Source organism: Pseudomonas sp. NFPP25 (assembly GCF_900116505.1).
GTDB lineage: Bacteria > Pseudomonadota > Gammaproteobacteria > Pseudomonadales > Pseudomonadaceae > Aquipseudomonas > Aquipseudomonas protegens.
This window is the reverse complement of sequence record NZ_FPBG01000004.1, coordinates 748,174-773,976: the sequence shown is the minus strand read 5'-3', so window position 1 is coordinate 773,976 and position 25,803 is coordinate 748,174. Positions and strand designations below refer to the sequence as shown.

Here is a 25,803-nt window from a genome sequence, read left to right as displayed (position 1 = left end):
GTCTCCTCATTATTTTTCTTGGTCCAGGGGCACCCGGACACTCAGGGTGGTGCCTTCGCCCCGCTCACTGTGCAGCGACAGGCTCCCGCCCATGATCAGCACCCGCTCGCGCATGCCTACCAGGCCAAAGGACGTCGGGCGCGCCGAAGCGGTGTCGAAGCCCAGGCCGTCATCGCTGATGCTCATGCACAGCTCGTGTGCTTCCAGGGTGAGGGTGAGTTCCACAGTATGCGCCTGGGCATGGCGCATGACATTGGTCAGGGCCTCCTGGAGGATACGGAACAGGCCGACGGCCTTGGCGTCGCTCAAGCGCGGCAGGTTGTCCGGCACCTGGACCAGGCAGGGGATCTGGGTGCGGGCCTCGAACCGGCGGGCCTGCCATTCGATGGCCGAGGCGATGCCCGCATCGAGGATTGGCGGCCGCAGTGCGGTAGCCACATCCCGCACCAGCTGGAACAGCTGGGCGATCAGGCGCTTCATGCTGTTGAGGCGTTCATGCAGGCCCGGGTCGAGCTGGGCATAGGCCAGCTCACACATGGACGTTTCCAGCTTGAGCACAGTCAGCATCTGCCCCAGTTCGTCATGGACTTCCCGGGCAATGCGGGCCTTTTCCTCTTCGCGCACGCTTTCCAGGTGCGCCGACAGCTCCCGCAACTGTTCACGGGAGCTGGCCAGTTCCAGCTCGATGCGCTTGCTTTCGCTGATGTCCCAGACAATGCCGTCCCAGACAAACGCGCCGTCATCCAGGCGCCGGGTGATGGCCTTGATCTCGGCCCAGCGCTGCTGGCCCTGGCGAGTGAGGATGCGGCCCTGCCAGGACCAGTCGCTGTCGGTGTCCAGGGCCTGGTCCTGGGTCTGGTGATAGCTGGCCTTGTCGTCCGGGTGCACCAGGCTGCGTAGGCCCTTGTCCCGGTGGGCCAGCACTGCTGGCGAGTAGCCCACCAGGGTCTCGCTGCCTTCGCTGATATAGGCGAAGTCGATCTGCCCGGTGACCGGCGCCCGCTCCAGGCGGAACACCAGGCCCGGCACGTTGGCTGCAATCCCCTGCAGACGCGCCTCGCTTTCGCGCAGGGCCGCCAGCGCGCGACGGCGCTCGGTCACGTCATTGAGATAGACCACCAGGTATTCGCTGTCGCGAAAGCGCAGGAAGCTCAGGGACACGTCCGCCGGCAGGATGCTGCCATCGGCACGCACACACTGGGTCTCGAAACTTTGCACGCCCTCCTCGCTGGCCCGGGCCCGCTTCCACAGGTTGAGCCAGCGATCCATATGCAGGTTGGGCTCGAAATCGATCAGCGGCCGGTCGATCACCCCGCCCGCCGGGTAACCGAGCATCTCTTCGGCTGCCCGGTTGGCGTAGCGCACATGGCTGTCCCAATTGACCCAGAGAATGCCCACGGTGCTCTGATCGATGGAGAACTGGGTCAGGCGCAGGGCTTCCTCGCTGGCGGCACGCAAGGCGATGTCCTCCCGCGCCGCCAGCAGGCGCTGCTCCAGGCTGCGCTGCTGGCGGCGCTGCCAGAAGACGATCGCCAGACTCGCCAGCAGCAGGATCACCAACAGCAGGCTGAGGTTCTGCCAGACCCCGGGGGACTCGCCAAGCCGCGGGTACTTGGGCTGCAGCCAGCGGCCATGGAGCTGCTCCAGCTCCTTGGCCGGGATCGCATGCAAGGCCGCTTCGACAATGCTCGCCAGTTCCGGCCAATCGCGGCGAGTGGCTACCCGCAGCAATTGCGGCAGGCCGATATCCCCCACCACGGCCAGCCCGGCGAACTCCGCCTCCCCCGAAAGGCGACTGAGCTGAGCCTCGTCCACCACCGCGTAGCGGGCCTGCTGGCTCAGCAGCAACTGCAGGGCCTGGCGCTCCAGCGGCACCCCTTGCAGGTTGAGGTTGGGGTAAGTCAGGCGCAGGTAATCGGCCACCGCACTGGGCATGCGCACGGCGACCCGGGCCTGGCTGTCGAGTTTTTCCAGCTCCACCGCACCTGCGCCCTTGCGCTCCCCGACCACCAGCTGCGGCACGCGCATATAGGGGTCGCTGAACAACCACAGGCGCAGACCGGCCGGGGTCTGGGTCAGGCCCGGGGCCATGTCCACCTCGCCGTCGCGCAGGGCCCGCTCCAGCTGTGCCTGGTCAGGGAAGTTACGCCAGCTGAGCTCGATGTTCAGCGCCTTGGCCAGGGCTTGCATCAACTCGACATTAGCCCCGGACAGCCGCTGCAGGCGCCGGTCGTACTGGGCGAACGGCGCCTGCAACACCAGCCCCACCCGCAACTCGGGGTGCTGCGCCAGCCACTGGCGCTGTTCCAGGCTCAAGGGCGCAGTCGGCACCTGGGGCGCCGGGGCCGCACGGCCTATCAAGGGAAGGCACAGACAGCCGATAAGCAGAAGGCAGCGAAAACGCATCATCTGAAGTCTCACACCCTGACAAATACTGACCAACCCATTAGGCTGCCGGAATTACTTCTGGCCTGGAATATCCGATGCCCCTTGTCCACCGCTCGGCACTGCCCGCATTGTGCCTGTCGCTGATCCTGCCCTGGACCTTTTCTGTGCAAGCTGCCGACCCGGCTCCAGAAACCAAGACTCCCGAGGAACAACCGGCGCAACGCCAACCCCTGCCTGAGCGTAGCCAGGAAGACGCCGCCGCCCTGGAGCGCCAGTTGCCCGCCCTGGAACAGCAGCAGTTACAAGCCGGCGGCGATACCTTCCTGGCCCTGTGGAAGCCGGCCAACACCAGCGACCCCAAGGGCGTGGTGATTATCCTCCCGGGAGCGGGTGAAACCGCTGACTGGCCGCAAGCCATTGCACCTTTGCGCAACAAATTGCCGGACACCGAGTGGGCCAGCCTGAGCCTGACCCTGCCCGACATGCTCAGCGAGGCCGCGCAACCACGGGTGGTCGAAGCCGCACCGCTCCCTACGGACAAGGCCAACACCGCCAAGGATGCCAGCACCGAGGCCAAGCCGATCGAGCAGGTCGCTGGCGGCGAAGCCGACGTGGCCGACCGGGTAGTAGCAGAAAGCACGGAAGAGCAGATCAAGGCGGATGCCGAGCGCATCTTCACCCGCGTCGATGCTGCCCTGGCCTTTGCCGAACAGCAGAACGCCCGCAGTATCGTGCTCCTGGGTCATGGTACGGGTGCCTACTGGGCCGCACGCTACCTCAGCGAGAAACAGCCGGCCCAGGTACAGAAGCTGGTGATGGTAGCAGCCCAGTCCCCGGCCAATGGCAAACCGCAACTGGTGGAGATCACGCCTACGTTGAAGCTGGCCACTGCCGACTTCTTCTATGTCGACAAGCCTCTGGCGCAAAAAGCCGCCCTGGAGCGACTGCAAGCGAGCAAGCGCCTGAAGCACTCGAACTTCAGCCAGATTCCCCTCAAGGCCCTGCCCGGCAACAACACCGCCCAGCAAGAGCAGCTGTTTCGCCGGGTACGCGGTTGGTTGAACCCTCAGAACACCGATAGCTGAGCCCACAGGCCGCGACTGCCGCAGCGGCAATCGCGGCCTGCACCCTCAGCGGAATTCCCGGCGCTGGCGTATCAGGGCATAGGCGCTGTGCAGCTCCCGGGTCTTTTCCGTAGCCTCACGCACCTGTGCCTCGCTGGCGCCGTTGCCGGCGATCTTGTCCGGGTGATGGCGGCTGAGCAGGCGCCGATAGGCCCGCTTGATCTGCGCCGGCTCGCTGGTAGCTGCAACCCCCAACAGGCGCAGCGCCTCTTGATAAGTCAGGGCGCCTTCGGCCAGTGACTTCCTCGCCGGACCGTAGTCCTGCGCCAACGCCTGCACCTGCTCACGGGTCCAGCCCAGCCATTTGCCCCAGAGCTGGATCAGTTCGCGCTCCGCCGGCCCGACCCGGCCGTCGGCCCAGACCATGCGCCAACAGGCCCGCAGCACGCCTTCGGCGGCATGGGGCTGGGCCGCGAGGCGACGCAGATAGCCGCGCAGACGGTCATTGCCCGACTTGCCGCGATTGAACGCGGCAATCGCCCGGCGCTGGGCCGCATCGTTCATCTCCAGCGAGCGCATTTCCTGGCGCGCCTGCTGGATATGCCCGTCCATCACCCGGCCATCACTCTTGGCCAGCCGCCCCAGCAGCACGAACAGCAATTCATCATTGCGCAACGCCGGGCGCCCGCCCAGGCGTTCACGCACCTGCGCCCAGCTGTGCAGTTGCAGGCGCCGGTCCAGCGCCTGCCCCAGCAACGCACCGAGCATGGCCCCCGGAATACTGGCGATTGCAAATCCAGCTCCGGCTCCGATCAGAGTCCCTGGCCACCACATATCAGCGACTCGCTTGCAGCAAGTGTTCAACCTGGGCCAGACGCTCGACGGTGCCGACATCGACCCAGTGCCCCTGCATATGTTCGCCACTGACCTGGCCTTGGGCCATGGCTTCGCGCAATAGCGGCGCCAGCTTGAACGGACCGGCAACACAACCCTGGAATAACCGCGGATGCAGCACCGACATGCCGCTGAACGTGAGCGCCGCTACGCCTGGCTGGCGGTCGTGCAACTGGCCGTTTACCAGGCAAAAGTCGCCACCACTGGGGTGGTGCGGCGGGTTGTCCACCATCACCAGATGAGCCAGCCCGGCCAGGGGCCGGCGCAGGGCGGCAAAATCGTAGTCGGTCCAGATATCGCCATTGACCACCAGGAACGGCGCGTCCCCCAACAAGGGCAATGCCTGGAAAATCCCGCCGCCGGTTTCCAGCGGCTGGCCTTCGGCCGAATACTGGATGTTCAGGCCCCAGCGCTGGCCATCGCCGAGGGCATCCTCGATCTGCTGGCCGAGCCAGGCATGGTTGATGACGATGTCGCGAAAACCTGCCGCCGCCAGGGCCCGCAGGTGGTACTCGATCAGCGGCATGCCCGCTACAGGCAGCAAGGGTTTGGGAGTGGTCAGGGTCAGGGGGCGCATGCGCTCGCCCTTGCCGGCTGCCAGGATCATCGCCTTCATGCATGGGCTCCCGCCGGCTGGCGCAGGCTGAGCAGCAGTTGCGACAGCTCCGCAAGCTCGGGGCGTCGGGACGTCACCGCCTCTATATAAGCAAAGAAGCGCGGCACGTCGGCCAGGTAGCGTGGTTTGCCATCGCGGTGGCAAATCCGCGAGAAGATACCGATCACCTTGAGGTGACGCTGCACGCCCATCAGGTCGCTGGCCCGCAGAAACTCGTCAAAGTCGTCCTGCACCGGGATACCCCGCGCCCGCGCCTGGTGCCAGTACTGGCTCAGCCAGCCCTGTACCCGGGACTCCGGCCAGCTGAGGAAGGCATCCTTGAACAGACAGGTCACGTCATAGGTCACCGGGCCGTAGACCGCATCCTGGAAGTCCAGCACGCCGGGGTTCGGTTCGCTGTGCATCAGGTTGCGTGGCATATAGTCGCGGTGCACCAGCACCTTGGGTTGCGCCAGGGCGCTGTCGATCAGCAGGTCGCTGGCACGCTGCCATTGCTCGCGCTGCTGCGGACTCAGGCTGATGCCCAGCTCACGGCCGATGTACCACTCGGGGAACAGCTCCAGCTCACGGCGCAGCAGGGCCACGTCGTAACTGGGCAGGGGCGCGTCCATCGGCAACTGCTGGAAGGCCAGCAAAGCCTGGAATGCATCCTCGAACAGTGCGTCGGCATTATGTTCGTTGATCACGTCCAGGTAGGTCTGATTGCCCAGGTCATTGAGCAACAGGAAGCCGCGAGGCAAATCTTCTGCATAAATTTTCGGCACGTTGATGCCGCAAGTCGCCAGTAAACGGGCGATATCCACGAAGGGTTTGCAGTTTTCCTGGGGGGGCGGAGCGTCCATCACCACGAAGCTGCGACCCGCGCCCTGCCAACGGAAATAACGACGGAAACTCGCGTCGCTGCTGGCTGCGGTCAATGTTGCCGGGGGCACTTCACCCCAGCCCTGTGCTGCATAAACAATCGCCAACTGCTCATCGAGCCAAACTTTCAGGTGTTGCAAGCGTACATCTTGGTCAGGCATTACAAGGGTCTCCGACGGCGCTAGCCGTCAAGCGGGTCATGCTTTATTATCCAGCATCTTTTTCAGACCATCGAGAGGCGTGCGGCCCACACCGCGGGCAGATGGCACGCAGGAAGCCCGGACTAATAAGATGGCATTGAAATCCCCCGCGTTTCGTAAAAAATTTCCGTTGCTGGTTACCGGCAGTTTGCTGGCCCTGCAACCTCTAGCCACTTCCTTCGTGGTCGCCGCGGAACAGTATGACTGCTCAGTCTCTGCTTCGGGTGGCTGGGCCTGTGCGCCGAAAACCAGCGCCGCCCAACTGCCGCCGCGCCCGGTCCACGACGCCAACTCGGTCAGCTCCAGCGTTGCTACGGCAGCCGATGCTACGGGCGAAGAAGCCAGCGGCGACAAGTCGAAGCTGGTGACCGAGGCCAAGGGCCGTGGCCTGAAGTCCCGCAGTGCGGACTACAGCCACCTCGACTGGGTACCGCGTGAGAAGCTCACCGCCGCTCAATTGGCCGAGACCGGTCCTTACTGCTCTGGTTCCTATATCGAACCGATTCGTCCTGGCATGAATGACAAGACGAATAAAAGTGACGCTCCGACCTTTATCGGCGCCAAGGCTTCCCGCTATCAGCAGGAAGAACAGGTGGCGACCCTGGCCGGTGACGTGGTCATGCGCCAGGGCAGCATGCAGGTCGAGGCCGACGAGGCCAGCCTGTATCAGGCCGAGAACCGCGGCGAACTAAGCGGCAACGTGCGCGTACGCGACAATGGCGCGCTGCTGGTGGGCGACCACGCCGACATCCAGCTGGATACCGGTGAAGCCAAGGTCGACAACGCCGAGTACGTTCTGCACAAATCCCGCGTCCGTGGTAATGCGCTGTACGCCAAGCGTGCGGAAAACGCCATCATCCGCCTCAAGGATGGTACGTACACCACGTGCGAACCGAACAGCAACGCCTGGCAGCTCAAGGGCAACAACATCACCTTGAACCCGGCCACCGGCTTCGGCACCGCGACCAACGTGACCCTTCGGGTCAAAGATATTCCGGTGCTCTACACCCCGTATATCTACTTCCCGATCGACGATCGTCGCCAGTCCGGCTTCCTGCCGCCTAGCTTCAGTACCGGCAGCGATACCGGCTTCATGCTGGTGACCCCGTACTACTTCAACCTGGCGCCCAACTACGACGCCACGTTGTACCCACGCTACATGGCCAAGCGCGGCCTGTTGATGGAAGGCGAGTTCCGCTACCTGACCAAAAGCAGCGAAGGTCAGTTCGGCGCGGCCTACCTCAACGACGACGACACCGATCGCAAGAAGCAGACCGACTACGAAAAAACCCGCTACATGCTCAACTGGCAGCACAAGGGCGGGCTTGATTCGCGTCTGATGACCGAAGTCGACTACACCAAGATCAGCGATCCGTACTACTTCCAGGACCTGCAGACCGACCAGATCGGCGTGAAGGCCACCGATTACGTCAACCAGCAAGGCGTGGTTACCTACCGTGGCGACGACTACACCGCACGCCTGAACGTGCAGGCGTACGAACTGGCCAGCGTGGCCAACATCACTCCGTACAACAAGCTGCCGCAAATCACCTTCAACGGCGCGCTGCCGTACCATCCGCAAGGTCTGGATTTCACTTATGAAACCGAGTTGGTGCGCTTCGATCGGGATCTGCTGACAGGCAATTATACGGACAAGGACGGTGGGCCGATCGATCCGGTTACCGGTGCAGTGGGCACACGACGCCTTGATACCAACGTCGCTGGGCTAGCCCGCGCGAATGGCGATCGTCTGAACCTCAAGCCGGGCGTCAGCCTTCCGCTGAACTGGAGCTACGGCTACCTGACGCCGTCCTTGAAGTACATGTACACCCAATACAACCTTGATCTTGATGGTACTGGCAAAGAAGGCATCGTCGCGGCACGCAACTACGCGACCGCTACAGGCACCCGCTATGTCGGCGGCGACTACAGCCGAAACCAAAACCGCGGCGTCCCGATCGCCAGCCTCGACGGTGGCCTGTACTTCGACCGCAACACCCAATGGTTTGGCAAGAACTATCGTCAAACCCTGGAACCACGCGCGTTCTACCTCTACGTTCCTGAAGAGGATCAGAAAGACATCCCGGTATTCGATACTGGCGAGCCCACGTTCAACTACGCCTCCTTGTTCCGCGACAACCGCTTTTCCGGCTCTGACCGTGTCGGCGACGAGAACAAGCTGTCCTTGGGTGTGACCAGCCGTTGGATCGAAGACAACGGTTTCCAACGCCAGCGCATCAGCGTCGGCCAGGCTCTGTACTTCAAGGACCGTACCGTCCAGCTCCCGGGCATCGATTACCGTACCCGCGCGGACGCCACCTCGAACGTCTCGCCTTACGCACTTGAGTACGAATACCGCTACAACCGCGACTGGCGTGCAACTGCCGACTACAACTGGGACCCGGACAGCCACAGCGCGCGTTCCGGCAGTGCGATGTTCCACTATCAGCCTGAAGACAACCCGAACAAGGTGGTCAACGCCGGCTATCGCTATCGCAACGACCAGATTCGCTACGACCAGAACAGCGGTACCTGGAAAATGGGTGGCGACTACGGCACTCCGGGCACTCCGGGCTACGTGAAGGACTACTACAAGATCCAGCAGCATGACTTCTCGGTGATCTGGCCGATCGTGCCGCAATGGAACGCCATCAGCCGTTGGCAGTACGACTACAACCGTAACCGCACGCTCGAGGCCTTCGGTGGTTTCGAATACGACAACTGCTGCTGGAAACTGCGCCTGATCAGCCGTTACTGGGTCAAGTATGACGAGTTCAGTCAGAACGCTCCTGAGAACGAGAAAGGCGACCGCGGCATCTTCCTCCAAATTGTTCTGAAGGGTCTCGGTGGCGTCATGGGCACCAAAGTAGAGAGCTTCCTCGACAAAGGCATCCAAGGTTATCGTGAACGTGAAGACCAAGCTTTCTGATTGTCTGCGCCCGCTGATGCTGGGCGCGCTGTTCCTGAGTACTGCGGCCAGCGCCGCAGTACAGTCCATCGACAAGGTCGTGGCCATCGTCGACAACGACGTGGTCATGCAGAGCCAGTTGGACCAGCGGGTTCACGAAGTCCAGCAAACCATCGCCAAGCGTGGCGGTGGCGTACCGCCTACCAGCGTCCTGGAGCAACAGGTTCTGGAACGCCTGATCGTTGAAAACCTGCAACTGCAGATTGGCGAACGCTCCGGCATCCGCATCACCGATGAAGAACTGAACCAGGCGATCGGCACCATTGCCCAGCGCAACAGCATGAGCATCGAGCAATTCCGTGCCGCCCTGGCCCACGATGGCCTCTCTTATGAGGACGCCCGTGACCAGGTTCGCCGCGAGATGATCATCAGCCGTGTGCGCCAGCGCCGTGTGGCCGAACGCATCCAGGTATCGGAACAGGAAGTGAAGAACTTCCTGGCCTCGGACCTGGGCAAGATGCAGCTCTCCGAAGAACTGCACCTGGCCAATATCCTGATCCCGACCCCGGAAAGCGCCAACTCCGAAGCCATTCAGAGTGCTGCCCGCCAGGCCATGGAGGTGTACCAGCAGCTCAAGCAGGGTGCGGACTTCGCCCAGCTGGCAATCGCCCGCTCCGGCAGCGACAACGCTCTGGAAGGCGGCGACATGGGCTGGCGCAAAGCGGCTCAACTGCCCCCTCCATTCGATCGCGAACTGAGCGCCATGGCCGTGGGTGACATTACCCAACCGGCCCGTACCCCTGGCGGCTTCATCATCCTCAAGCTGCTGGACAAACGGGGCGGCGGTAATCAGGTGCGTGACGAAGTGCACGTGCGTCATATCCTGATCAAGCCAAGCGAAATTCGCAGCGAAGAAGAGACCAAGCGCCTGGCGCAGAAACTCTACGATCGCATCGAGGCCGGCGAAGACTTCGCCGAACTGGCGAAAAGCTACTCGGAAGACCCAGGCTCCGCCCTCAACGGCGGCGACCTCAACTGGATCGACCCGAACGCCCTGGTGCCGGAATTCCGCGAAGTGATGGCCAAGACCCCACAAGGTCAACTGTCCAAGCCCTTCAAGAGCCCTTACGGCTGGCACGTACTGGAAGTCCTTGGCCGTCGCGCCACCGACAGCACCAGCCAGGCCCGCGAACAGCAAGCCATGACCGTCCTGCGTAACCGCAAGTACGACGAAGAACTGCAGACCTGGTTGCGGCAGATCCGTGACGAGGCCTACGTCGAAATCAAGCTGCCCGGCGCTGAACAGGCCGCACAGTGAAACCCAGACGTTTCGCTCTGACACCCGGCGAGCCGGCGGGTATAGGTCCTGACCTGTGCCTGCTGCTCGCTTCGCAACCCCAGCCTCACCCCCTGATTGCCATTACCAGCCGCGACCTGCTCCTAGAGCGGGCCGCGCAACTGGGCGTGGCCGTCGGTCTGCTGCCGGTAACCCTGGAGCAACTGCCGACTGAACCCGCCCCGGCGAACAGCCTGTATGTCTGGGACACGCCCCTGGCCAAACCTGTGATCAGCGGCCAGCTGGACCAGGCCAATGCGGCTTTTGTCCTGCAAACCCTGACTCGCGCCGGCCAGGGCTGCCTGGACGGGCACTTTGCCGGCATGATCACCGCCCCCGTGCACAAAGGCGTGATCAACGATTCCGGAATCGCCTTTTCCGGCCATACCGAATTCCTCGCCGACCTGACCCACACCGAGCAAGTGGTGATGATGCTGGCCACCCACGGCCTGCGCGTGGCGCTGGTAACCACCCACCTGCCCTTGCGGGAAATCGCCGACGCCATCACTGTCGAGCGCCTGGAGCGGGTCACGCGGATCCTGCATGCCGACCTGCAGCACAAGTTCGGCATCGCCCGGCCACGCATCCTGGTCTGCGGGCTCAACCCCCACGCCGGTGAAGGCGGTCACCTGGGCCGCGAAGAAATCGACATCATCGAACCTACCCTAGAGCGCCTGCGCACTGAAGGCATGGACCTGCGCGGTCCGTTGCCTGCCGACACTCTGTTTACCCCCAAATATCTGGAGCACTGCGACGCAGTGCTGGCGATGTACCACGACCAAGGCTTGCCTGTGCTGAAATACAAAGGCTTCGGCGCGGCCGTCAACGTGACGCTCGGCTTGCCGATCATCCGCACCTCCGTCGACCACGGCACCGCCCTGGACCTGGCCGGCAGCGGCAAGATCGACACCGGCAGCCTGCAGGTCGCCCTGGAAACCGCCTACCAGATGGCCGAGAACCGTATATGACCGAGCAATACCAACACCGGGCGCGCAAGCGCTTCGGCCAGAACTTCCTGCATGACGCTGGCGTCATCGACCGCATCCTGCGGTCCATCCACGCCAAGCCCGAGGACCGCATGCTGGAAATCGGCCCGGGCCAGGGCGCCCTGACCGAGGGCCTGCTGGGCAGCGGCGCCCAGCTGGACGTGGTGGAACTGGACAAGGACCTGATCCCGATCCTCAACCAGCAGTTCGCCGGCAAGAGCAACTTCAACCTGCACCAGGGCGACGCCCTGAAGTTCGACTTCAACACCCTGGGCGCAGCGCCAGGCAGCCTGCGGGTGGTCGGCAACCTGCCCTACAACATCTCTACTCCGCTGATCTTCCACCTGCTGCAGAACGCCGGACTGATCCGCGACATGCACTTCATGCTGCAAAAGGAAGTGGTCGAACGCCTGGCTGCCGGCCCTGGCGGTGGTGATTGGGGCCGTCTTTCGATCATGGTCCAGTATCACTGCCGTGTGGAGCACCTGTTCAACGTCGGCCCGGGCGCCTTCAATCCGCCGCCAAAAGTCGACTCGGCGATCGTGCGCCTGGTGCCCCACGCGGTACTGCCACACCCGGCCAAGGATCATCGCCTGCTGGAGCGCATCGTGCGCGAAGCCTTCAACCAGCGCCGCAAGACCCTGCGCAACACCCTCAAGGCACTGCTCAGCAGCGCCGAGATCGAGGCCGCCGGCGTCGACGGCAGCCTGCGTCCCGAGCAACTGGACCTGGCCGCCTTCGTGCGCCTGGCCGATCAGCTGGCAGGCCAGCCCAAGCCCGCCACCGACTGAAACGCCCTCGGCTGATATCGGGTAGGACGCCAGACAGGATGTCTGGTCTACTACCCGATACTTGACCTAGACTGACCTCCATCAGTCCTGTCCCGCGTCCCGCTTTGCTTTAAAGGCCTCTTGCATGTCCGATCCTCGTTACCAGGTCGACGTCAGCGTCGTCACTCGCTTTCTGGCAGACCAATCGCAACCCGAGCAGAACCGCTTCGCTTTCGCCTACACCATCACCGTGCAGAACAATGGCTCGCTTCCAGCCAAGCTGCTGTCCCGGCACTGGGTGATCACCGATGGCGACGGGCATGTCGAAGAGGTCCGTGGTGCCGGCGTGGTGGGCCAGCAACCGCTGATCGCCGCAGGCAAAAGCCACACCTACAGCAGCGGCACGGTAATGACCACCCGGGTTGGCAACATGCAGGGCAGCTATCAGATGCTCGCCGAGGATGGCAAACAGTTCGACGCCGTCATTGCGCCCTTCCGCCTGGCCGTGCCCGGAGCCTTGCACTGATGGCGACCTACGCCGTCGGCGACCTGCAAGGCTGCCTGGAACCTCTGCAATGCCTGCTTGAACAAGTAGCCTTCGATCCCGCCCGGGATCGCCTGTGGCTGGTGGGCGACCTGGTCAACCGTGGCCCGCAGTCGCTGGAAACCCTGCGCTACCTGTATTCGATCCGCGACTCGCTGGTCTGCGTGCTGGGCAATCACGACCTGCACCTGCTGGCCGTCTGGCGCAACGTCGAGCGCCTGAAGAAATCCGACACTCTGCGCGAGATCCTGGAGGCTCCCGATTGCGAGGAGCTCTTGCAGTGGCTGCGCCAGCAGAAGCTGATGCATTACGACGAAGCCCGCAACATCGCCATGGTCCACGCCGGCATAGCCCCCCAGTGGTCGCTGAAGAAAGCCCAGAAATGTGCCGCCGAAGTCGAAGAAGCGTTGCGCGACGATAACCTCTTCGACCCCTTCCTGGACGGCATGTATGGCAATGATCCAGCGAAATGGGACAGTGATCTCAAAGGCGTGACCCGCCTGCGGGTCATCACCAACTACTTCACCCGCATGCGCTTCTGTACCAGCGACGGCAAGCTGGACCTCAAGAGCAAGGAGGGCCTGGACACCGCACCACCGGGCTACGCCCCCTGGTTCAGCCACAAGGAGCGCAAGACCCGGGACCTGAAGATCATCTTCGGCCACTGGGCAGCCCTGGAAGGCCATTGCAACGAGCCCGGCATCTTCGCCCTGGACAGCGGCTGCGTCTGGGGCGGGGCCATGACCCTGCTGAATGTCGATAGCGGCGTACGCCTGACCTGCGAATGCGATGCCCAGGGCCGCACCGCCGCTCTTTCCCCCGCCCCCCTGCCGGCACCGGCAAAGCGCTAGCCGGCGCTGATTATCAAGCTCCAGGAGCCCGCCATGAGCGAATTCAAACGCATCCCCCCAGAACAGGCCCAGGCACTGCGCGAGCAAGGTGCCGTGGTGGTGGACATCCGCGATCCGCAAACCTACGCACTAAACCACATCAGTGGCTCGCAACACCTGGACAATCACTCCATTTCCGACTTCATCCGCGCTGCTGACCTCGACGCTCCGCTGGTAGTGGTTTGCTATCACGGAAACTCGAGCCAGAGCGCGGCGGCCTACCTGGTCAGCCAGGGCTTTTCCGACGTCTACAGCCTGGATGGCGGCTTCGAACTGTGGCGCAGCACTTATCCAGCGGAAACCGCTCAGGGCAACCCTGAATAATTTTTTTCCGACGCTCTAGCCCGCGTACGACGCGGGCTGACGCAGTACCAGACGAACGGTAGCGGGCAACTAATTCCCCATCTCGCCTTGACCTCCCGGATTCCGAACTATCCTTAGCCTCAGGCCATCCAAATCAGGGGAGAGCCGGTACACCGGCGAGCGGGTCATCGGTACTAGCTTTCAAGGTCGATAGCTTTGAAAGTGTTCTGGGGGGTAAACAGCAGCTGGAAACTCAGCTGCATGCCAGCACTTGACTGACTGATCCGACGCCGGCTCCACGTATCGAGCGAGGTGACGTCATGAGTATTTTTAGCCACTTCCAACAACGCTTCGAATCCACACGCCAGGAAGAGTTTTCGCTGCAGGAATACCTGGAGCTGTGCAAGAAGGATCGAAGCGCCTACGCCTCGGCCGCCGAGCGCCTGCTGCTGGCCATCGGCGAGCCCGAATTGCTGGATACCTCGACCAATTCGAGGCTGTCGCGAATCTTCTCCAACAAAGTGATTCGCCGCTATCCGGCGTTCGAAGACTTCCATGGCATGGAAGAATGCATCGATCAGATCGTCTCCTACTTCCGTCATGCCGCTCAGGGCCTGGAAGAAAAGAAACAGATCCTCTATCTGCTGGGGCCGGTGGGCGGTGGTAAATCCTCCCTCGCCGAGAAACTCAAGCAACTGATCGAGAAAGTGCCCTTCTACGCCATCAAGGGCTCTCCGGTCTTCGAATCACCGCTGGGCCTGTTCAACGCCACGGAAGATGGCGCGATTCTCGAAGAAGACTTCGGCATTCCCCGGCGTTACCTCAACACCATCATGTCGCCCTGGGCCACCAAGCGCCTGTCGGAGTTCGGCGGCGACATCAGCCAGTTCCGGGTGGTGAAACTCTATCCGTCGATCCTCAACCAGATTGCCGTGGCCAAGACCGAGCCTGGGGATGAGAACAACCAGGACATCTCGGCCCTCGTGGGCAAGGTGGATATCCGCAAGCTGGAAGAATTCCCCCAGAACGACGCCGACGCCTACAGCTACTCCGGGGCACTGTGCCGGGCCAACCAGGGCCTGATGGAATTCGTCGAAATGTTCAAGGCACCGATCAAGGTGCTGCACCCACTGCTGACCGCGACGCAGGAAGGCAACTACAACAGCACCGAGGGCCTGGGGGCGATTCCGTTTACCGGCATTCTGCTGGCCCACTCCAACGAGTCGGAATGGCACACCTTCCGCAACAACAAGAACAACGAAGCCTTCATCGACCGGATCTATATCGTCAAGGTGCCGTACTGCCTGCGGGTCACCGATGAGGTGAAGATCTACGACAAGCTGCTGTTCAACAGCTCCCTGGCCAAGGCCCACTGCGCCCCCGACACCCTGAAGATGCTGGCGCAGTTCACCGTGCTTTCGCGCCTCAAGGAGCCGGAGAACTCCAACATCTACTCGAAGATGCGGGTGTATGACGGCGAAAACCTCAAGGACACCGATCCCAAGGCCAAGTCGATCCAGGAATACCGTGACAGCGCCGGCGTCGATGAGGGGATGAACGGGCTGTCGACTCGCTTTGCCTTCAAGATCCTGTCGAAGGTCTTCAACTTCGACCCTCACGAAGTGGCGGCGAACCCGGTGCACCTGCTGTACGTGCTGGAACAGCAGATCGAGCAAGAGCAGTTCCAGGCAGAAACCCGCGAGCGCTACCTGCGCTTCCTCAAGGAATACCTGGCACCGCGCTACATCGAATTCATCGGCAAGGAGATCCAGACCGCCTACCTCGAGTCCTACAGCGAGTACGGCCAGAACATCTTCGACCGCTACGTGCTCTATGCGGACTTCTGGATCCAGGATCAGGAATACCGCGATCCGGAGACCGGCGAAATCCTCAATCGCGTGGCCCTCAACGAGGAACTGGAAAAGATCGAAAAACCGGCCGGGATCAGCAACCCGAAAGATTTCCGCAACGAAATCGTCAATTTCGTCCTGCGCGCCCGGGCCAACAACAACGGCAAGAACCCCACCTGGCTCAGCTACGAGAAGCTGCGGGTGGTCATCGAGAAGAAAATGTTCTCCAACACCGAGGACCTGTTGCCGGTCATCAGCTTCAACGCCAAGGCGAGCAAGGAGGATCAGCAGAAGCACAACGACTTCGTCACACGAATGGTCGAGCGCGGCTACACCGACAAACAGGTACGGCTGCTATCCGAATGGTATCTGCGGGTCAGAAAGTCGCAGTAAAGCAGCTGCAAGCTTCTAGCCCCAAGCTGCGGGCACCTTGCCGTAGAGCCCTTGCGGGCTCTGCTGCAACGCTGCCTACCGCTTGAAGCTTATGTCTTGAAGCTCCCCGGAGGGGCCCATGAGCTATGTGATCGACCGACGTCTCAATGGCAAGAACAAGAGCACGGTAAACCGCCAGCGGTTTCTGCGGCGCTACCGTGACCACATTAAAAAGGCCGTCGAAGAGGCGGTTAGCCGGCGCTCCATCACCGACATGGAGCATGGCGAGCAAATCAGCATTCCCGGGCGGGATATCGACGAGCCGGTGCTGCACCACGGCCGTGGCGGCAAGCAGACCGTGGTTCACCCAGGCAACAAGGAATTCACTGCCGGCGAGCACATTGCCAGGCCTCAAGGCGGCGGTGGGGGCGGTGGCGGCCGGGGCAAGGCCGGCAATTCCGGCGAAGGCATGGACGAGTTCGTGTTCCAGATCACCCAGGAGGAATTCCTCGAATTCATGTTCGAGGACCTGGAACTGCCCAACCTGGTGAAACGCAACCTGACCGGCACCGACACCTTCAAGACCGTACGAGCCGGGATCAGCAACGAAGGCAACCCGGCTCGGATCAATATCATCCGTACCTTGCGGTCGGCCCACGCGCGGCGCATTGCCTTGTCCGGCAGCAGCCGGGCCAAGCTGCGCGAAGCCAAGGAAGAACTGGCGCGCCTGAAGCGGGAAGAACCGGACAACTTCGGTGATATCCAGGAGCTTGAGGCGGAAATCGAGCGCCTGAGTGCCCGGATTCACCGCGTGCCCTTCCTCGACACCTTCGACCTCAAGTACAACCTGCTGGTGAAACAGCCCAACCCCAGTTCCAAGGCGGTGATGTTCTGCCTGATGGACGTTTCCGGCTCCATGACCCAGGCCACCAAGGACATCGCCAAGCGTTTCTTCATCCTTCTGTACCTGTTCCTCAAGCGCAACTACGACAAGATCGACGTCGTGTTCATCCGCCACCACACCAGTGCCCGGGAAGTGGACGAAGAGGAGTTCTTCTATTCACGGGAAACCGGCGGCACCATCGTCTCCAGCGCCCTGAAGCTGATGCAGGAGATCATGGCCGAACGCTACCCGAGCAACGAGTGGAACATCTACGCTGCCCAGGCCTCCGATGGCGACAACTGGAACGACGACTCGCCGATCTGCCGCGACATCCTGATCAACCAGATCATGCCGTTCGTGCAGTACTACACCTACGTGGAAATCACCCCGCGCGAGCACCAGGCCCTGTGGTTCGAGTACGAACGCATCGCCGAGGCCTTTTCCGATACATTCGCCCAGCAACAACTGGTTTCGGCCGGAGACATCTATCCGGTCTTCCGTGAACTCTTCCAGCGCAGGTTAGTGACATGACCGCCAGAGAGCAGAAGCGCCAACCCATCTCCACCGGCTCGGAATGGACCTTCGAGCTGATCCAGGCCTACGACCGTGAAATCAGCCGTATCGCGGCCCGCTATGCCCTGGACACCTATCCCAACCAGATCGAAGTGATCACCGCCGAGCAGATGATGGACGCCTATGCCTCGGTGGGCATGCCCCTGGGCTATCACCACTGGTCCTACGGCAAGCACTTCCTCAGCACCGAAAAATCCTACAGCCGGGGCCAGATGGGCCTGGCCTACGAAATCGTCATCAACTCCGACCCTTGCATTGCCTATCTGATGGAAGAGAACACCATCTGCATGCAGGCGCTGGTGGTGGCTCACGCCTGCTATGGCCATAACAGCTTCTTCAAGGGCAACTACCTGTTCCGCACCTGGACCGATGCCAGCTCGATCATCGACTACCTGGTGTTCGCCAAGCAGTACATCATGCAATGCGAGGAGCGCCATGGCATCGATGCCGTGGAAGATCTGCTGGACTCCTGCCATGCCTTGATGAACTACGGTGTCGACCGCTACAAGCGGCCCTACCCGATTTCCGCCGAAGAAGAACGGCGCCGGCAGAAAGACCGGGAGGAACACCTGCAGAAACAGATCAACGATCTGTGGCGCACCATTCCCAAGGGTGCGGACAAGTACAGCGACAAGGACAATGCGCGCTTCCCCGCCGAACCTCAGGAAAACATCCTCTATTTCATCGAAAAACACGCGCCACTGCTGGAGCCCTGGCAACGCGAGATCGTGCGCATCGTGCGCAAGATCGCCCAGTACTTCTACCCGCAACGCCAGACCCAGGTGATGAACGAAGGCTGGGCTACCTTCTGGCACTACACCTTGATGAATGATCTGTACGACGAAGGCCTGGTCACCGATGGCTTCATGATGGAATTCCTCACCTCCCATACCAGCGTGGTATTCCAGCCAGGCTTCGACAGCCCCTACTACAACGGCATCAACCCCTATGCCCTGGGCTTTGCCATGTACCGCGACATCCGACGCATCTGCGAGGAGCCCACGGAAGAGGACCGGCGCTGGTTCCCGGAACTGGCCGGCACCGACTGGCTGTCGAGCATCAAGTTCGCCATGAGCAGCTTCAAGGACGAGAGCTTCATCCTGCAGTACCTGTCGCCCAAGGTCATCCGCGATCTCAAGCTGTTCAGCATCATGGACGACGATCAGAAGGACGACCTGCTGGTACCGGCAATCCATGATGAAAGCGGCTATCGGATCATCCGTGAAACCCTGGCCGCGCAATACAACCTGGGCAACCGCGAACCCAACGTGCAGATCTGGAGCATCGACCGCCGGGGCGACCGCTCCTTGACCCTGCGTCATCAGCAACACGACCGTAAACCCCTGGGGGATTCCACCGACGAAGTGCTCAAGCACCTGCACCGCCTCTGGGGCTTCGACATTCACCTGGAAACCCTGCAGGGCGACCAGGTGATGAAAACCCACCACGTACCGCCAAAGAGTGATCACAACGAAAACGACTACGGTCGCCTGGACCTGGCGGTTATCCACCTTTAAGCCCGATAACAAGCCTCCGGATGCGCGATACAAGGGTTATCCTGTCGCGCTAACGGAGGTTTTTTTATGCGGATTTACAAAGTCGGCGGCGCCGTGCGCGACCGCCTGCTCGGCAGGCCGGTTACCGATATCGACTGGGTGGTAGTGGGTGCCAGCGCAGAGGAGATGCTCGCCAAGGGCTTTCGCCCCGTGGGCGCGGACTTCCCGGTGTTCCTGCACCCCAAGAGCGGCGAGGAATATGCCCTGGCCCGCACCGAGCGCAAGAGTGGGCGGGGTTATGGCGGTTTCACCTTCCATGCCAGCCCGGAAGTCACTCTGGAAGAGGACCTGATCCGTCGCGACCTGACCATCAACGCCATGGCCGAAGATGAACAGGGCCGCCTCACCGATCCCTACAACGGTCAGAAGGACCTTGAAGAGCGGCTATTGCGCCACGTTTCCCCGGCATTCGCCGAAGATCCCCTGCGAGTACTGCGGGTCGCCCGCTTCGCCGCCCGCTACGCCGGGCTGGGTTTTCGCGTGGCGCCAGAGACACTCGAGCTGATGCGCGAACTCAGTGAATCCGGCGAGCTTCAGGCCCTGACGGCCGAACGCAGCTGGAAAGAGATATCTCGCGCCCTGATGGAGGATCAGCCCCAGGTCTTTATCCAGGTATTGCGCGACTGCGGCGCGCTGGCGGTGCTGATGCCCGAAATCGACGCACTGTTCGGCGTACCTCAGCCCCCGGTCCACCACCCGGAGATAGACACCGGCGCGCACACCCTCAGCGTTCTGCTGCAAGCCGCGTTGCATCAGCAACCCCTCAGCGTGCGCTGGGCCTGCCTGCTCCACGACCTGGGCAAGGGGCTGACACCCGAGGAGGAGTGGCCACGGCACATTGGCCATGAGCGCACAGGCCTGGAACTGATCAAGGCGGTCAATGAACGCTTCAAGGCGCCCCGGGAATGCCAGGAGCTGGCACTGCTGGTGGGCCAGTACCATACCCACGGCCACAAGGCGCTGGAACTCAAGGCCTCGACACTCCTGGAACTATTGCAAAGTTTCGACGTGTTCCGACGCCCACAGCGTTTCGAAGAGTTCATAGCGGCATGCGAAATGGATGCTCGCGGCCGTCTTGGGCTGGAGTCGCGGCCTTATCCACAGGCCGATTATCTGCGAGGAGCCGCCGAGGCGGCGCGCAAGGTTGCGGTTCAACCCTTGCTGGAACAGGGGTTCAAGGGGCCGCAACTGGGCGAGGCACTAAGGCTGGAGCGACTGAAGGCCATCAAGGCCTACAAGGAACAACACGCGCCTTGAGTGAGTCGCGGACCGCCCCGCCGGGTCCGCGATTAGCCGAGGGTAGCTACAGTTCTGGAGGGGTCAGTTGCATGCCCCGCCATTCGAAGGCGACCGGGGCCAGCACCTGATCGATCTGCGCCTCGGCCCAGAGCGCCCCGAGGCTCTTGCCCGCCAGCGGATGCACCCGCTCGGGCGCCATCAGCGACAGCGGCCACAGCACGAAGGCGTTCTTCAGAATCTCTGCCCGGGGCAGGATCAGGCCATCGAAATTGCCGGTCAGTTCACCGTAGAGCAATACATCGATATCCAGCGGCAGGCCTCTACGATCAGGGGCATAACGGCCGTTATCGGCCTCGATGAACTTCAGGCGCCGGTCCAGCTCGATCAGAGGCAAGTCGGTAAAAGCCGTCACCACCAGGTTGAAGAACGGGCCGCTCTTGATTCCCACCGGCTGGCTTTCGAACACCGGCGAGCAACGCATATCCACCAGAAAACCGGCCAGGGCATCGAGCCCGGCCCGCAGATGAACTTCACGCCCGATATTGCTACCGAGCCCCAGATACACCTGAGTCAGCGACATCCGCGCTCGATCTCCACACCCACACCCGAGGCAGCCGGGACGGCGCCAGGCTTGGTCAGTTTCAAGCGCAACCAAGGGATGTGAAATTCATTCATCAGAACCTCGGCAAGGCGCTCGGCAAAGGTTTCCACCAACTGGTACTGGGCATGCTCGGCAAACGCCTGGATCCGGGTGGAGACACTGGCATAGTCCAATGCCAGCGTCAGATCATCTCCAGCAGCTGCCGGGCGATTGTCCCAGGCAAAGCTCAGATCAAGACGCAGGCACTGTCGGATGCCGCGCTCCCAGTCGTAGGCACCAATCACGGTGTCCACTTCCAGCCCTTCGATAAACACTCTGTCCAAGCACTCTTCTCCGCAGCACGACAAGGGCGCAATGCGCCGTTAGAATCAGGGCTTCCTCGCCCGGAATAGTTAGCATGTTTTGGTTACTGGCGATTTTCGCCTACCTGCTCGGCTCTCTGTCCTTCGCCATTTTGCTCAGCCGCCTTACGGGTAATCCCGACCCGCGAATGAGTGGCTCGGGTAATGCCGGCGCCACCAACATGCTGCGCCTGGCCGGCAAGAAACTCGCAGTCCTGACCCTGCTGGGAGACCTGTGCAAAGGCCTGGTGCCTGTGCTGATCGCCCACCTCGCGGGCTTGTCCCTGCAACAACAGGCCTGGGTGGGGCTCTATGCCGTCCTCGGCCATCTGTTTCCACTGTACTTCCGCTTCCGCGGCGGCAAGGGTGTCGCCACCGCCGCCGGCATGCTGCTGGGGCTCTACCCCCCGGCCGCGCTGCTGGCCATCGCCGCCTGGGCGCTGACCTTCTATCTCACTCGTACCAGTTCACTGGCCGCACTGATCGCCACCCCCCTGACCTTGCCACTGCTGGCCTGGCAGGAACCGGAGGCGCTATTGCCGATGAGCGTGCTGACACTGCTGATCGTCTGGCGCCACCGCGGCAATTTACGCGACCTGTTTGCCGGGCGCGAACGGCATTTTTGAATCCCTCAGATGAAAAGACCTCAGCCCGAGCCTCCCCGCATGAAATCAGAGAGCTGACAACTGCTCCATCGGCCAACGCGCCTGTACGCTGATCGCCAGGCTTTCCTGCTGCCCGGCCTGCAAACGCTGGCAACCGGCAAAGGCGATCATCGCTCCGTTGTCGGTGCAGAACTCGGGACGGGCGTAGAACACATTGCCCTTCATTTCAGCCAGCATCTTTTCCAGCGAAGCGCGCAATGCCTTGTTGGCACTTACACCTCCCGCAATAACCAGACGTTTGAGACCGGTCTGCTTCAAGGCACGCTTGCATTTGATGGTCAGAGTCTCCACCACCGCCTGCTGGAACGCGAGGGAGATGTCGCAACGGGTTTGCTCGCCGTCGTCTCCAGCGCTGACGCACTGCTGCCAGGTGTTCAAGGCGAAGGTTTTCAAGCCGCTGAAGCTGAAATCCAGCCCCGGGCGATCGGTCATCGGCCGCGGAAAGACAAAGCGCCCCGCTACGCCCTGAGTCGCCAGGCGCGCAATCTCGGGGCCGCCCGGATAATTCAGGCCGATCATCTTCGCCGTCTTGTCGAATGCCTCGCCTGCGGCGTCATCCAGGGTCTCGCCCAACAACTCGTATTGGCCGATACCATCGACCCGAACCAACTGGGTATGACCACCGGACACCAACAAAGCGACGAACGGGAATTGCGGAGGTTGCTCCTCCAGCATCGGCGCCAGCAGGTGGCCCTCCATATGGTGCACGCCCAGCGCTGGAATGCCCCAGGCAAAGGCCAGCGCCTGGGCGCAGGAAGCCCCCACCAGCAAGGCACCGACAAGGCCGGGGCCAGCGGTGTAGGCAATCGCGTCGATCTCGGTAGGCACGCAGTCGGCCTCGGCCAGCACCTGGCGGATCAAGGGCAGCATGCGCTTGACGTGATCCCGGGAGGCCAGCTCCGGCACCACGCCACCGTAGGCGCGATGCAGGTCGATCTGGCTGAACAGCGCATCGGCCAGCAGGCCCCGCTCACTGTCGTATAACGCGACGCCGGTTTCGTCGCAGGACGTTTCTAATCCCAGTACTAGCATGGGTTTGCGCCTTGTAGAGGCTGAATTCGAAGGCGCGCATAATAGTCGCCACTCCCGCGCCCGACCAGCGGTTTTCGATCAGAGGCTTTGCATTCCGAGCGTTGAGGGGTTAACATCCGCAACCCTTAAAAACCGACGACCTCAGCCGCGATTTTTGCGACGAGAACGTTGACCCCGGTAATGAATGAAGGTAGCTCTGGATGCCAGCCGTCAAAGTTAAAGAGAACGAACCCTTCGACGTAGCTCTGCGTCGTTTCAAGCGCTCCTGCGAAAAAGCCGGTGTTCTGGCTGAAGTTCGTAGCCGCGAATTTTACGAGAAGCCGACTTCTGAGCGTAAGCGTAAAGCAGCTGCTGCTGTTAAGCGTCACGCCAAGAAAGTTCAGCGCGAACAGCGCCGCGCCGTACGTCTGTACTAATACACAGACGTTCGTTGCAAGCTTCTGCCAAGCCCGGCCCTCAGCCGGGCTAATGGCATTTGCGGAATACGCTTGATGCTTCACCGTCGAAGCCGCCCATGCGACCCAGACGATTCTGCTTCACCACGTCAGACCTGGCTTCTTGCCAGCGGTGCACGTCTTTTCTGACGAGCCTTCCAAGGCTACTGACGAGCACACCCTTATCTGATTCCTACAGACGATCAGCCCAAGGCGCCCTTCTCCAGCGCCCGCTTAATGAGCTATCCGAGGCCAGCCCAAAGCCACTGTCGGACTCAGCGCAACACCTTCAAATAGTCGAATACTGATTGAAACTAACGTCAGTGGACGTTCGGCAGATACACTTCCCGACTGCGATCACGCCGAAAACCAGGGTCGAGCCGCGTAACCTCACGCTTGGCCGCCACCTGAGCTTTCGACAGTGTCGCCAGGGCTATCTTTGCGCGCAGTGATGACGAGAACGCCATGGCCGGGCTTATTCCCCAGAGCTTTATTGACGACCTTCTGAACCGCACCGACATCGTCGATGTCGTCAGTTCGCGCCTGCAAATCAAGAAAGCCGGCAAGAACTACACCGCCTGCTGCCCCTTCCACAAGGAAAAGACCCCCTCCTTCAGCGTCAGCCCCGACAAGCAGTTCTACTACTGCTTCGGCTGCGGCGCAGGCGGGAACGCCCTCGGCTTCATCATGGACCACGACAACCTGGACTTTCCCCAGGCCGTCGAGGAACTGGCGAAGGCGGCTGGCATGGAAATCCCCCGCGAAGAGAGCAGCCGCGGCCAGCGCAAGCCTCGGCAACCCACCGACTCACCGCTGTATCCGCTGCTCACCGCCGCCGCCGACTACTACCGCCAGGCCCTGAAAAGCCATCCAGCGCGCAAGGCTGCGGTCGACTATCTGAAGGGGCGCGGCCTTACCGGCGAGATCGCCCGGGACTTCGGCCTGGGCTTCGCTCCGCCTGGCTGGGACAACCTGTTCAAACACCTGAGCAGCGACACCCTGCAGCAGAAAGCCATGATCGATGCCGGCCTGCTGATCGAGAACGCCGAGACCGGCAAGCGCTATGACCGCTTTCGCGACCGGGTGATGTTCCCGATCCGCGACACTCGCGGCCGAATCATCGCCTTCGGTGGCCGGGTTCTGGGGGACGACAAGCCCAAATACCTGAACTCTCCGGAGACCCCGGTCTTTCACAAGGGCCAGGAACTCTACGGCCTGTTTGAAGCCCGCAAGAACAACCGCAACCTCGACGAAATCATCGTTGTCGAGGGCTACATGGACGTCATCGCCCTGGCCCAGCAAGGCCTGCGCAATGCCGTGGCCACCCTGGGTACCGCCACCAGCGAAGAACACCTCAAGCGCCTGTTCCGCATCGTACCCAACGTACTGTTCTGCTTCGACGGTGACCAGGCTGGGCGCAAGGCCGCCTGGCGCGCCCTGGAGGCGACCCTGACCTGCTTGCAGGACGGGCGCCGCGCGCGCTTTCTGTTCCTTCCCGAAGGCGAAGATCCGGATACCCTGGTCCGCTCCGAAGGCACCGATGCCTTCCGCGCTCGAATCAACCAGCATGCACAACCGCTGGCCGATTACTTTTTCCAGCAACTGATCGATGAAGCCGACCCGCGCTCACTGGAAGGCAAGGCCCATCTGGCGACCCTGGCCGCGCCCCTGATCGAGAAAATCCCCGGGGCCAACCTGCGCACCCTGATGCGCCAGCGCCTGAGCGAAATCACCGGCCTGACCAACGAAACGGTCAACCAACTGGCCCACAGCGCACCGCCCGAAGCGCCACCCGCGTACGACGCAGGCATCGATTACGACGCGATGCCGGATTATGCCGACTACCATGAGCCGCACCAGGAGGCGTACGCCCCACAACAAGAGTGGACGCCGAAGAAAAATGCCGGCGGCAAGAAATGGGAAAACAAACCCTGGGACAAGAACGGCAAGGGCAAGCGCCAGGGCGATCGCGACCAGCCACGCGGCCCGCGCATTCCCGCTGCAGTGGAACCGCCGACCCTTTCAGCCTTGCGCACTTTGCTGCATCACCCGCAATTGGCAGAAAAAGTTGAAGATGCCGGGCATTTTGCCGATGACGACAACACCAATACCCAGTTGCTGGTGGCTCTGATCGAAGCCGTGCAGAAAAATCCTAAGCTACGCTCTATTCATCAATTGATGGCGCGCTGGCACGGCACCCAGCAAGGGCATCTGCTCACCGCACTGGCGGAAAAAGAATGGCTGATCGACGGAGATAACCTTGAACAACAGTTTTTCGACACCATTAATAGTTTGTCAGCTCGCCAACGCGAGCGTGTTTTAGAGCAACTTCTCAGGAAATCGCGTCAAAGCGAGCTCAGCAGCGAAGAGAAAAAACAGCTGGTTGAGCTTCTAAAACGCAATGTTCCCGCATCAAACCCGACCTCAACTGGCGCGTGAGGTCATAGCTCGGGTATAATCCTCGGCTTGTTTTTTGCCCGCCAAGACCTTCAGTGGA

22 protein-coding genes are annotated in these 25,803 nt (G+C 61.8%); 15 read left to right on the top strand and 7 right to left on the bottom strand.

The genetic code is table 11. The annotated features are described in order from the left end of the window. Positions 1-9: 9 nt before the first annotated feature. Complete coding sequence (locus tag BM382_RS19835; protein WP_072443673.1) at positions 10-2,409, bottom strand: PAS domain-containing sensor histidine kinase; 2,400 nt, start codon at positions 2,407-2,409, stop codon at positions 10-12. 74 nt (positions 2,410-2,483) lie between these two features. On the opposite strand from BM382_RS19835, the gene BM382_RS19830 reads away from it, so the two are divergent. Beyond that, positions 2,484-3,473 (top strand): alpha/beta hydrolase family protein, encoded by a 990-nt coding sequence (locus BM382_RS19830; protein ID WP_072443670.1) that lies wholly within the window; start codon positions 2,484-2,486, stop codon positions 3,471-3,473. 45 nt (positions 3,474-3,518) lie between these two features. Here the strand turns inward: BM382_RS19830 and BM382_RS19825 are convergent, their stop codons facing one another. Genes BM382_RS19825 through BM382_RS19815 form a run of 3 tightly spaced genes read right to left on the bottom strand, consistent with a single transcriptional unit; the run spans position 3,519 to position 5,984 of the window. Further along, positions 3,519-4,286: a TerB family tellurite resistance protein gene (locus BM382_RS19825; protein ID WP_011063821.1), complete on the bottom strand. Its 768-nt coding sequence runs from the start codon at positions 4,284-4,286 to the stop codon at positions 3,519-3,521. 1 nt (position 4,287) lies between these two features. Then, entirely contained in the window at positions 4,288-4,962 is a 675-nt protein-coding gene (murU, locus tag BM382_RS19820; RefSeq protein WP_072443668.1) for an N-acetylmuramate alpha-1-phosphate uridylyltransferase MurU, read from the bottom strand. Continuing rightward, on the bottom strand, positions 4,959-5,984 hold the full coding sequence (locus BM382_RS19815) for an aminoglycoside phosphotransferase family protein (protein ID WP_011063823.1): 1,026 nt from the start codon (positions 5,982-5,984) through the stop codon (positions 4,959-4,961). The genes murU and BM382_RS19815 overlap by 4 nt, the downstream gene beginning before the upstream one ends. A 130-nt stretch (positions 5,985-6,114) precedes the next feature. On the opposite strand from BM382_RS19815, the gene BM382_RS19810 reads away from it, so the two are divergent. The 11 genes from BM382_RS19810 (at position 6,115) to BM382_RS19760 (ending at position 20,251) form a co-directional block, all read left to right on the top strand. After that, the gene (locus BM382_RS19810; protein WP_072443666.1) at positions 6,115-8,952 is read left to right on the top strand and encodes an LPS-assembly protein LptD; all 2,838 of its coding nucleotides are present in this window, start codon (positions 6,115-6,117) and stop codon (positions 8,950-8,952) included. Then, complete coding sequence (gene surA, locus BM382_RS19805; RefSeq protein WP_036997049.1) at positions 8,933-10,249, top strand: peptidylprolyl isomerase SurA; 1,317 nt, start codon at positions 8,933-8,935, stop codon at positions 10,247-10,249. The genes BM382_RS19810 and surA overlap by 20 nt, the downstream gene beginning before the upstream one ends. Then, positions 10,246-11,235 carry a 4-hydroxythreonine-4-phosphate dehydrogenase PdxA gene (gene pdxA / locus BM382_RS19800; RefSeq protein WP_072443664.1) on the top strand — a complete coding sequence of 330 codons (990 nt, stop codon included), beginning with the start codon at positions 10,246-10,248 and terminating at the stop codon, positions 11,233-11,235. Before surA ends, pdxA begins: the two co-directional genes overlap by 4 nt. Continuing rightward, positions 11,232-12,044, top strand: coding sequence for a 16S rRNA (adenine(1518)-N(6)/adenine(1519)-N(6))-dimethyltransferase RsmA (rsmA, locus tag BM382_RS19795; RefSeq protein ID WP_019094977.1), 813 nt, complete (start codon positions 11,232-11,234; stop codon positions 12,042-12,044). Before pdxA ends, rsmA begins: the two co-directional genes overlap by 4 nt. A 124-nt stretch (positions 12,045-12,168) precedes the next feature. Next, on the top strand, positions 12,169-12,549 hold the full coding sequence (gene apaG / locus BM382_RS19790) for a Co2+/Mg2+ efflux protein ApaG (protein ID WP_011063828.1): 381 nt from the start codon (positions 12,169-12,171) through the stop codon (positions 12,547-12,549). Continuing rightward, the gene (locus BM382_RS19785; RefSeq protein WP_072443663.1) at positions 12,549-13,418 is read left to right on the top strand and encodes a symmetrical bis(5'-nucleosyl)-tetraphosphatase; all 870 of its coding nucleotides are present in this window, start codon (positions 12,549-12,551) and stop codon (positions 13,416-13,418) included. Before apaG ends, BM382_RS19785 begins: the two co-directional genes overlap by 1 nt. A gap of 33 nt (positions 13,419-13,451) precedes the next feature. Continuing rightward, entirely contained in the window at positions 13,452-13,781 is a 330-nt protein-coding gene (gene glpE / locus BM382_RS19780) for a thiosulfate sulfurtransferase GlpE (RefSeq protein ID WP_011063830.1), read from the top strand. A 299-nt stretch (positions 13,782-14,080) separates the two neighbouring features. Beyond that, positions 14,081-16,003 carry a PrkA family serine protein kinase gene (locus BM382_RS19775; RefSeq protein WP_011063831.1) on the top strand — a complete coding sequence of 641 codons (1,923 nt, stop codon included), beginning with the start codon at positions 14,081-14,083 and terminating at the stop codon, positions 16,001-16,003. A 118-nt stretch (positions 16,004-16,121) separates the two neighbouring features. After that, entirely contained in the window at positions 16,122-17,396 is a 1,275-nt protein-coding gene (locus BM382_RS19770; RefSeq protein WP_011063832.1) for a YeaH/YhbH family protein, read from the top strand. Continuing rightward, entirely contained in the window at positions 17,393-18,955 is a 1,563-nt protein-coding gene (locus BM382_RS19765) for a SpoVR family protein (RefSeq protein WP_011063833.1), read from the top strand. Before BM382_RS19770 ends, BM382_RS19765 begins: the two co-directional genes overlap by 4 nt. Positions 18,956-19,021: 66 nt before the next feature. Continuing rightward, positions 19,022-20,251, top strand: a complete 1,230-nt coding sequence (locus tag BM382_RS19760; RefSeq protein WP_065365134.1) for a multifunctional CCA addition/repair protein — start codon at positions 19,022-19,024, stop codon at positions 20,249-20,251. Positions 20,252-20,297: 46 nt separating this feature from the next. Here the strand turns inward: BM382_RS19760 and folK are convergent, their stop codons facing one another. After that, positions 20,298-20,813 carry a 2-amino-4-hydroxy-6-hydroxymethyldihydropteridine diphosphokinase gene (folK, locus tag BM382_RS19755; RefSeq protein WP_072443661.1) on the bottom strand — a complete coding sequence of 172 codons (516 nt, stop codon included), beginning with the start codon at positions 20,811-20,813 and terminating at the stop codon, positions 20,298-20,300. Next, positions 20,804-21,157 carry a dihydroneopterin aldolase gene (gene folB / locus BM382_RS19750; RefSeq protein ID WP_011063836.1) on the bottom strand — a complete coding sequence of 118 codons (354 nt, stop codon included), beginning with the start codon at positions 21,155-21,157 and terminating at the stop codon, positions 20,804-20,806. Before folB ends, folK begins: the two co-directional genes overlap by 10 nt. A gap of 74 nt (positions 21,158-21,231) precedes the next feature. On the opposite strand from folB, the gene plsY reads away from it, so the two are divergent. Then, positions 21,232-21,801, top strand: coding sequence for a glycerol-3-phosphate 1-O-acyltransferase PlsY (gene plsY, locus BM382_RS19745; protein WP_019094979.1), 570 nt, complete (start codon positions 21,232-21,234; stop codon positions 21,799-21,801). 45 nt (positions 21,802-21,846) lie between these two features. Here plsY and tsaD read toward each other — a convergent pair whose 3' ends face one another. Further along, a complete protein-coding gene (tsaD, locus tag BM382_RS19740; protein ID WP_011063838.1) occupies positions 21,847-22,872 on the bottom strand; it encodes a tRNA (adenosine(37)-N6)-threonylcarbamoyltransferase complex transferase subunit TsaD in 1,026 nt (341 codons plus the stop codon). 200 nt (positions 22,873-23,072) lie between these two features. On the opposite strand from tsaD, the gene rpsU reads away from it, so the two are divergent. Beyond that, complete coding sequence (gene rpsU / locus BM382_RS19735) at positions 23,073-23,288, top strand: 30S ribosomal protein S21 (RefSeq protein ID WP_002551877.1); 216 nt, start codon at positions 23,073-23,075, stop codon at positions 23,286-23,288. Positions 23,289-23,771: 483 nt separating this feature from the next. Then, complete coding sequence (gene dnaG / locus BM382_RS19730; protein ID WP_019094980.1) at positions 23,772-25,745, top strand: DNA primase; 1,974 nt, start codon at positions 23,772-23,774, stop codon at positions 25,743-25,745. Positions 25,746-25,803 lie beyond the last annotated feature (58 nt).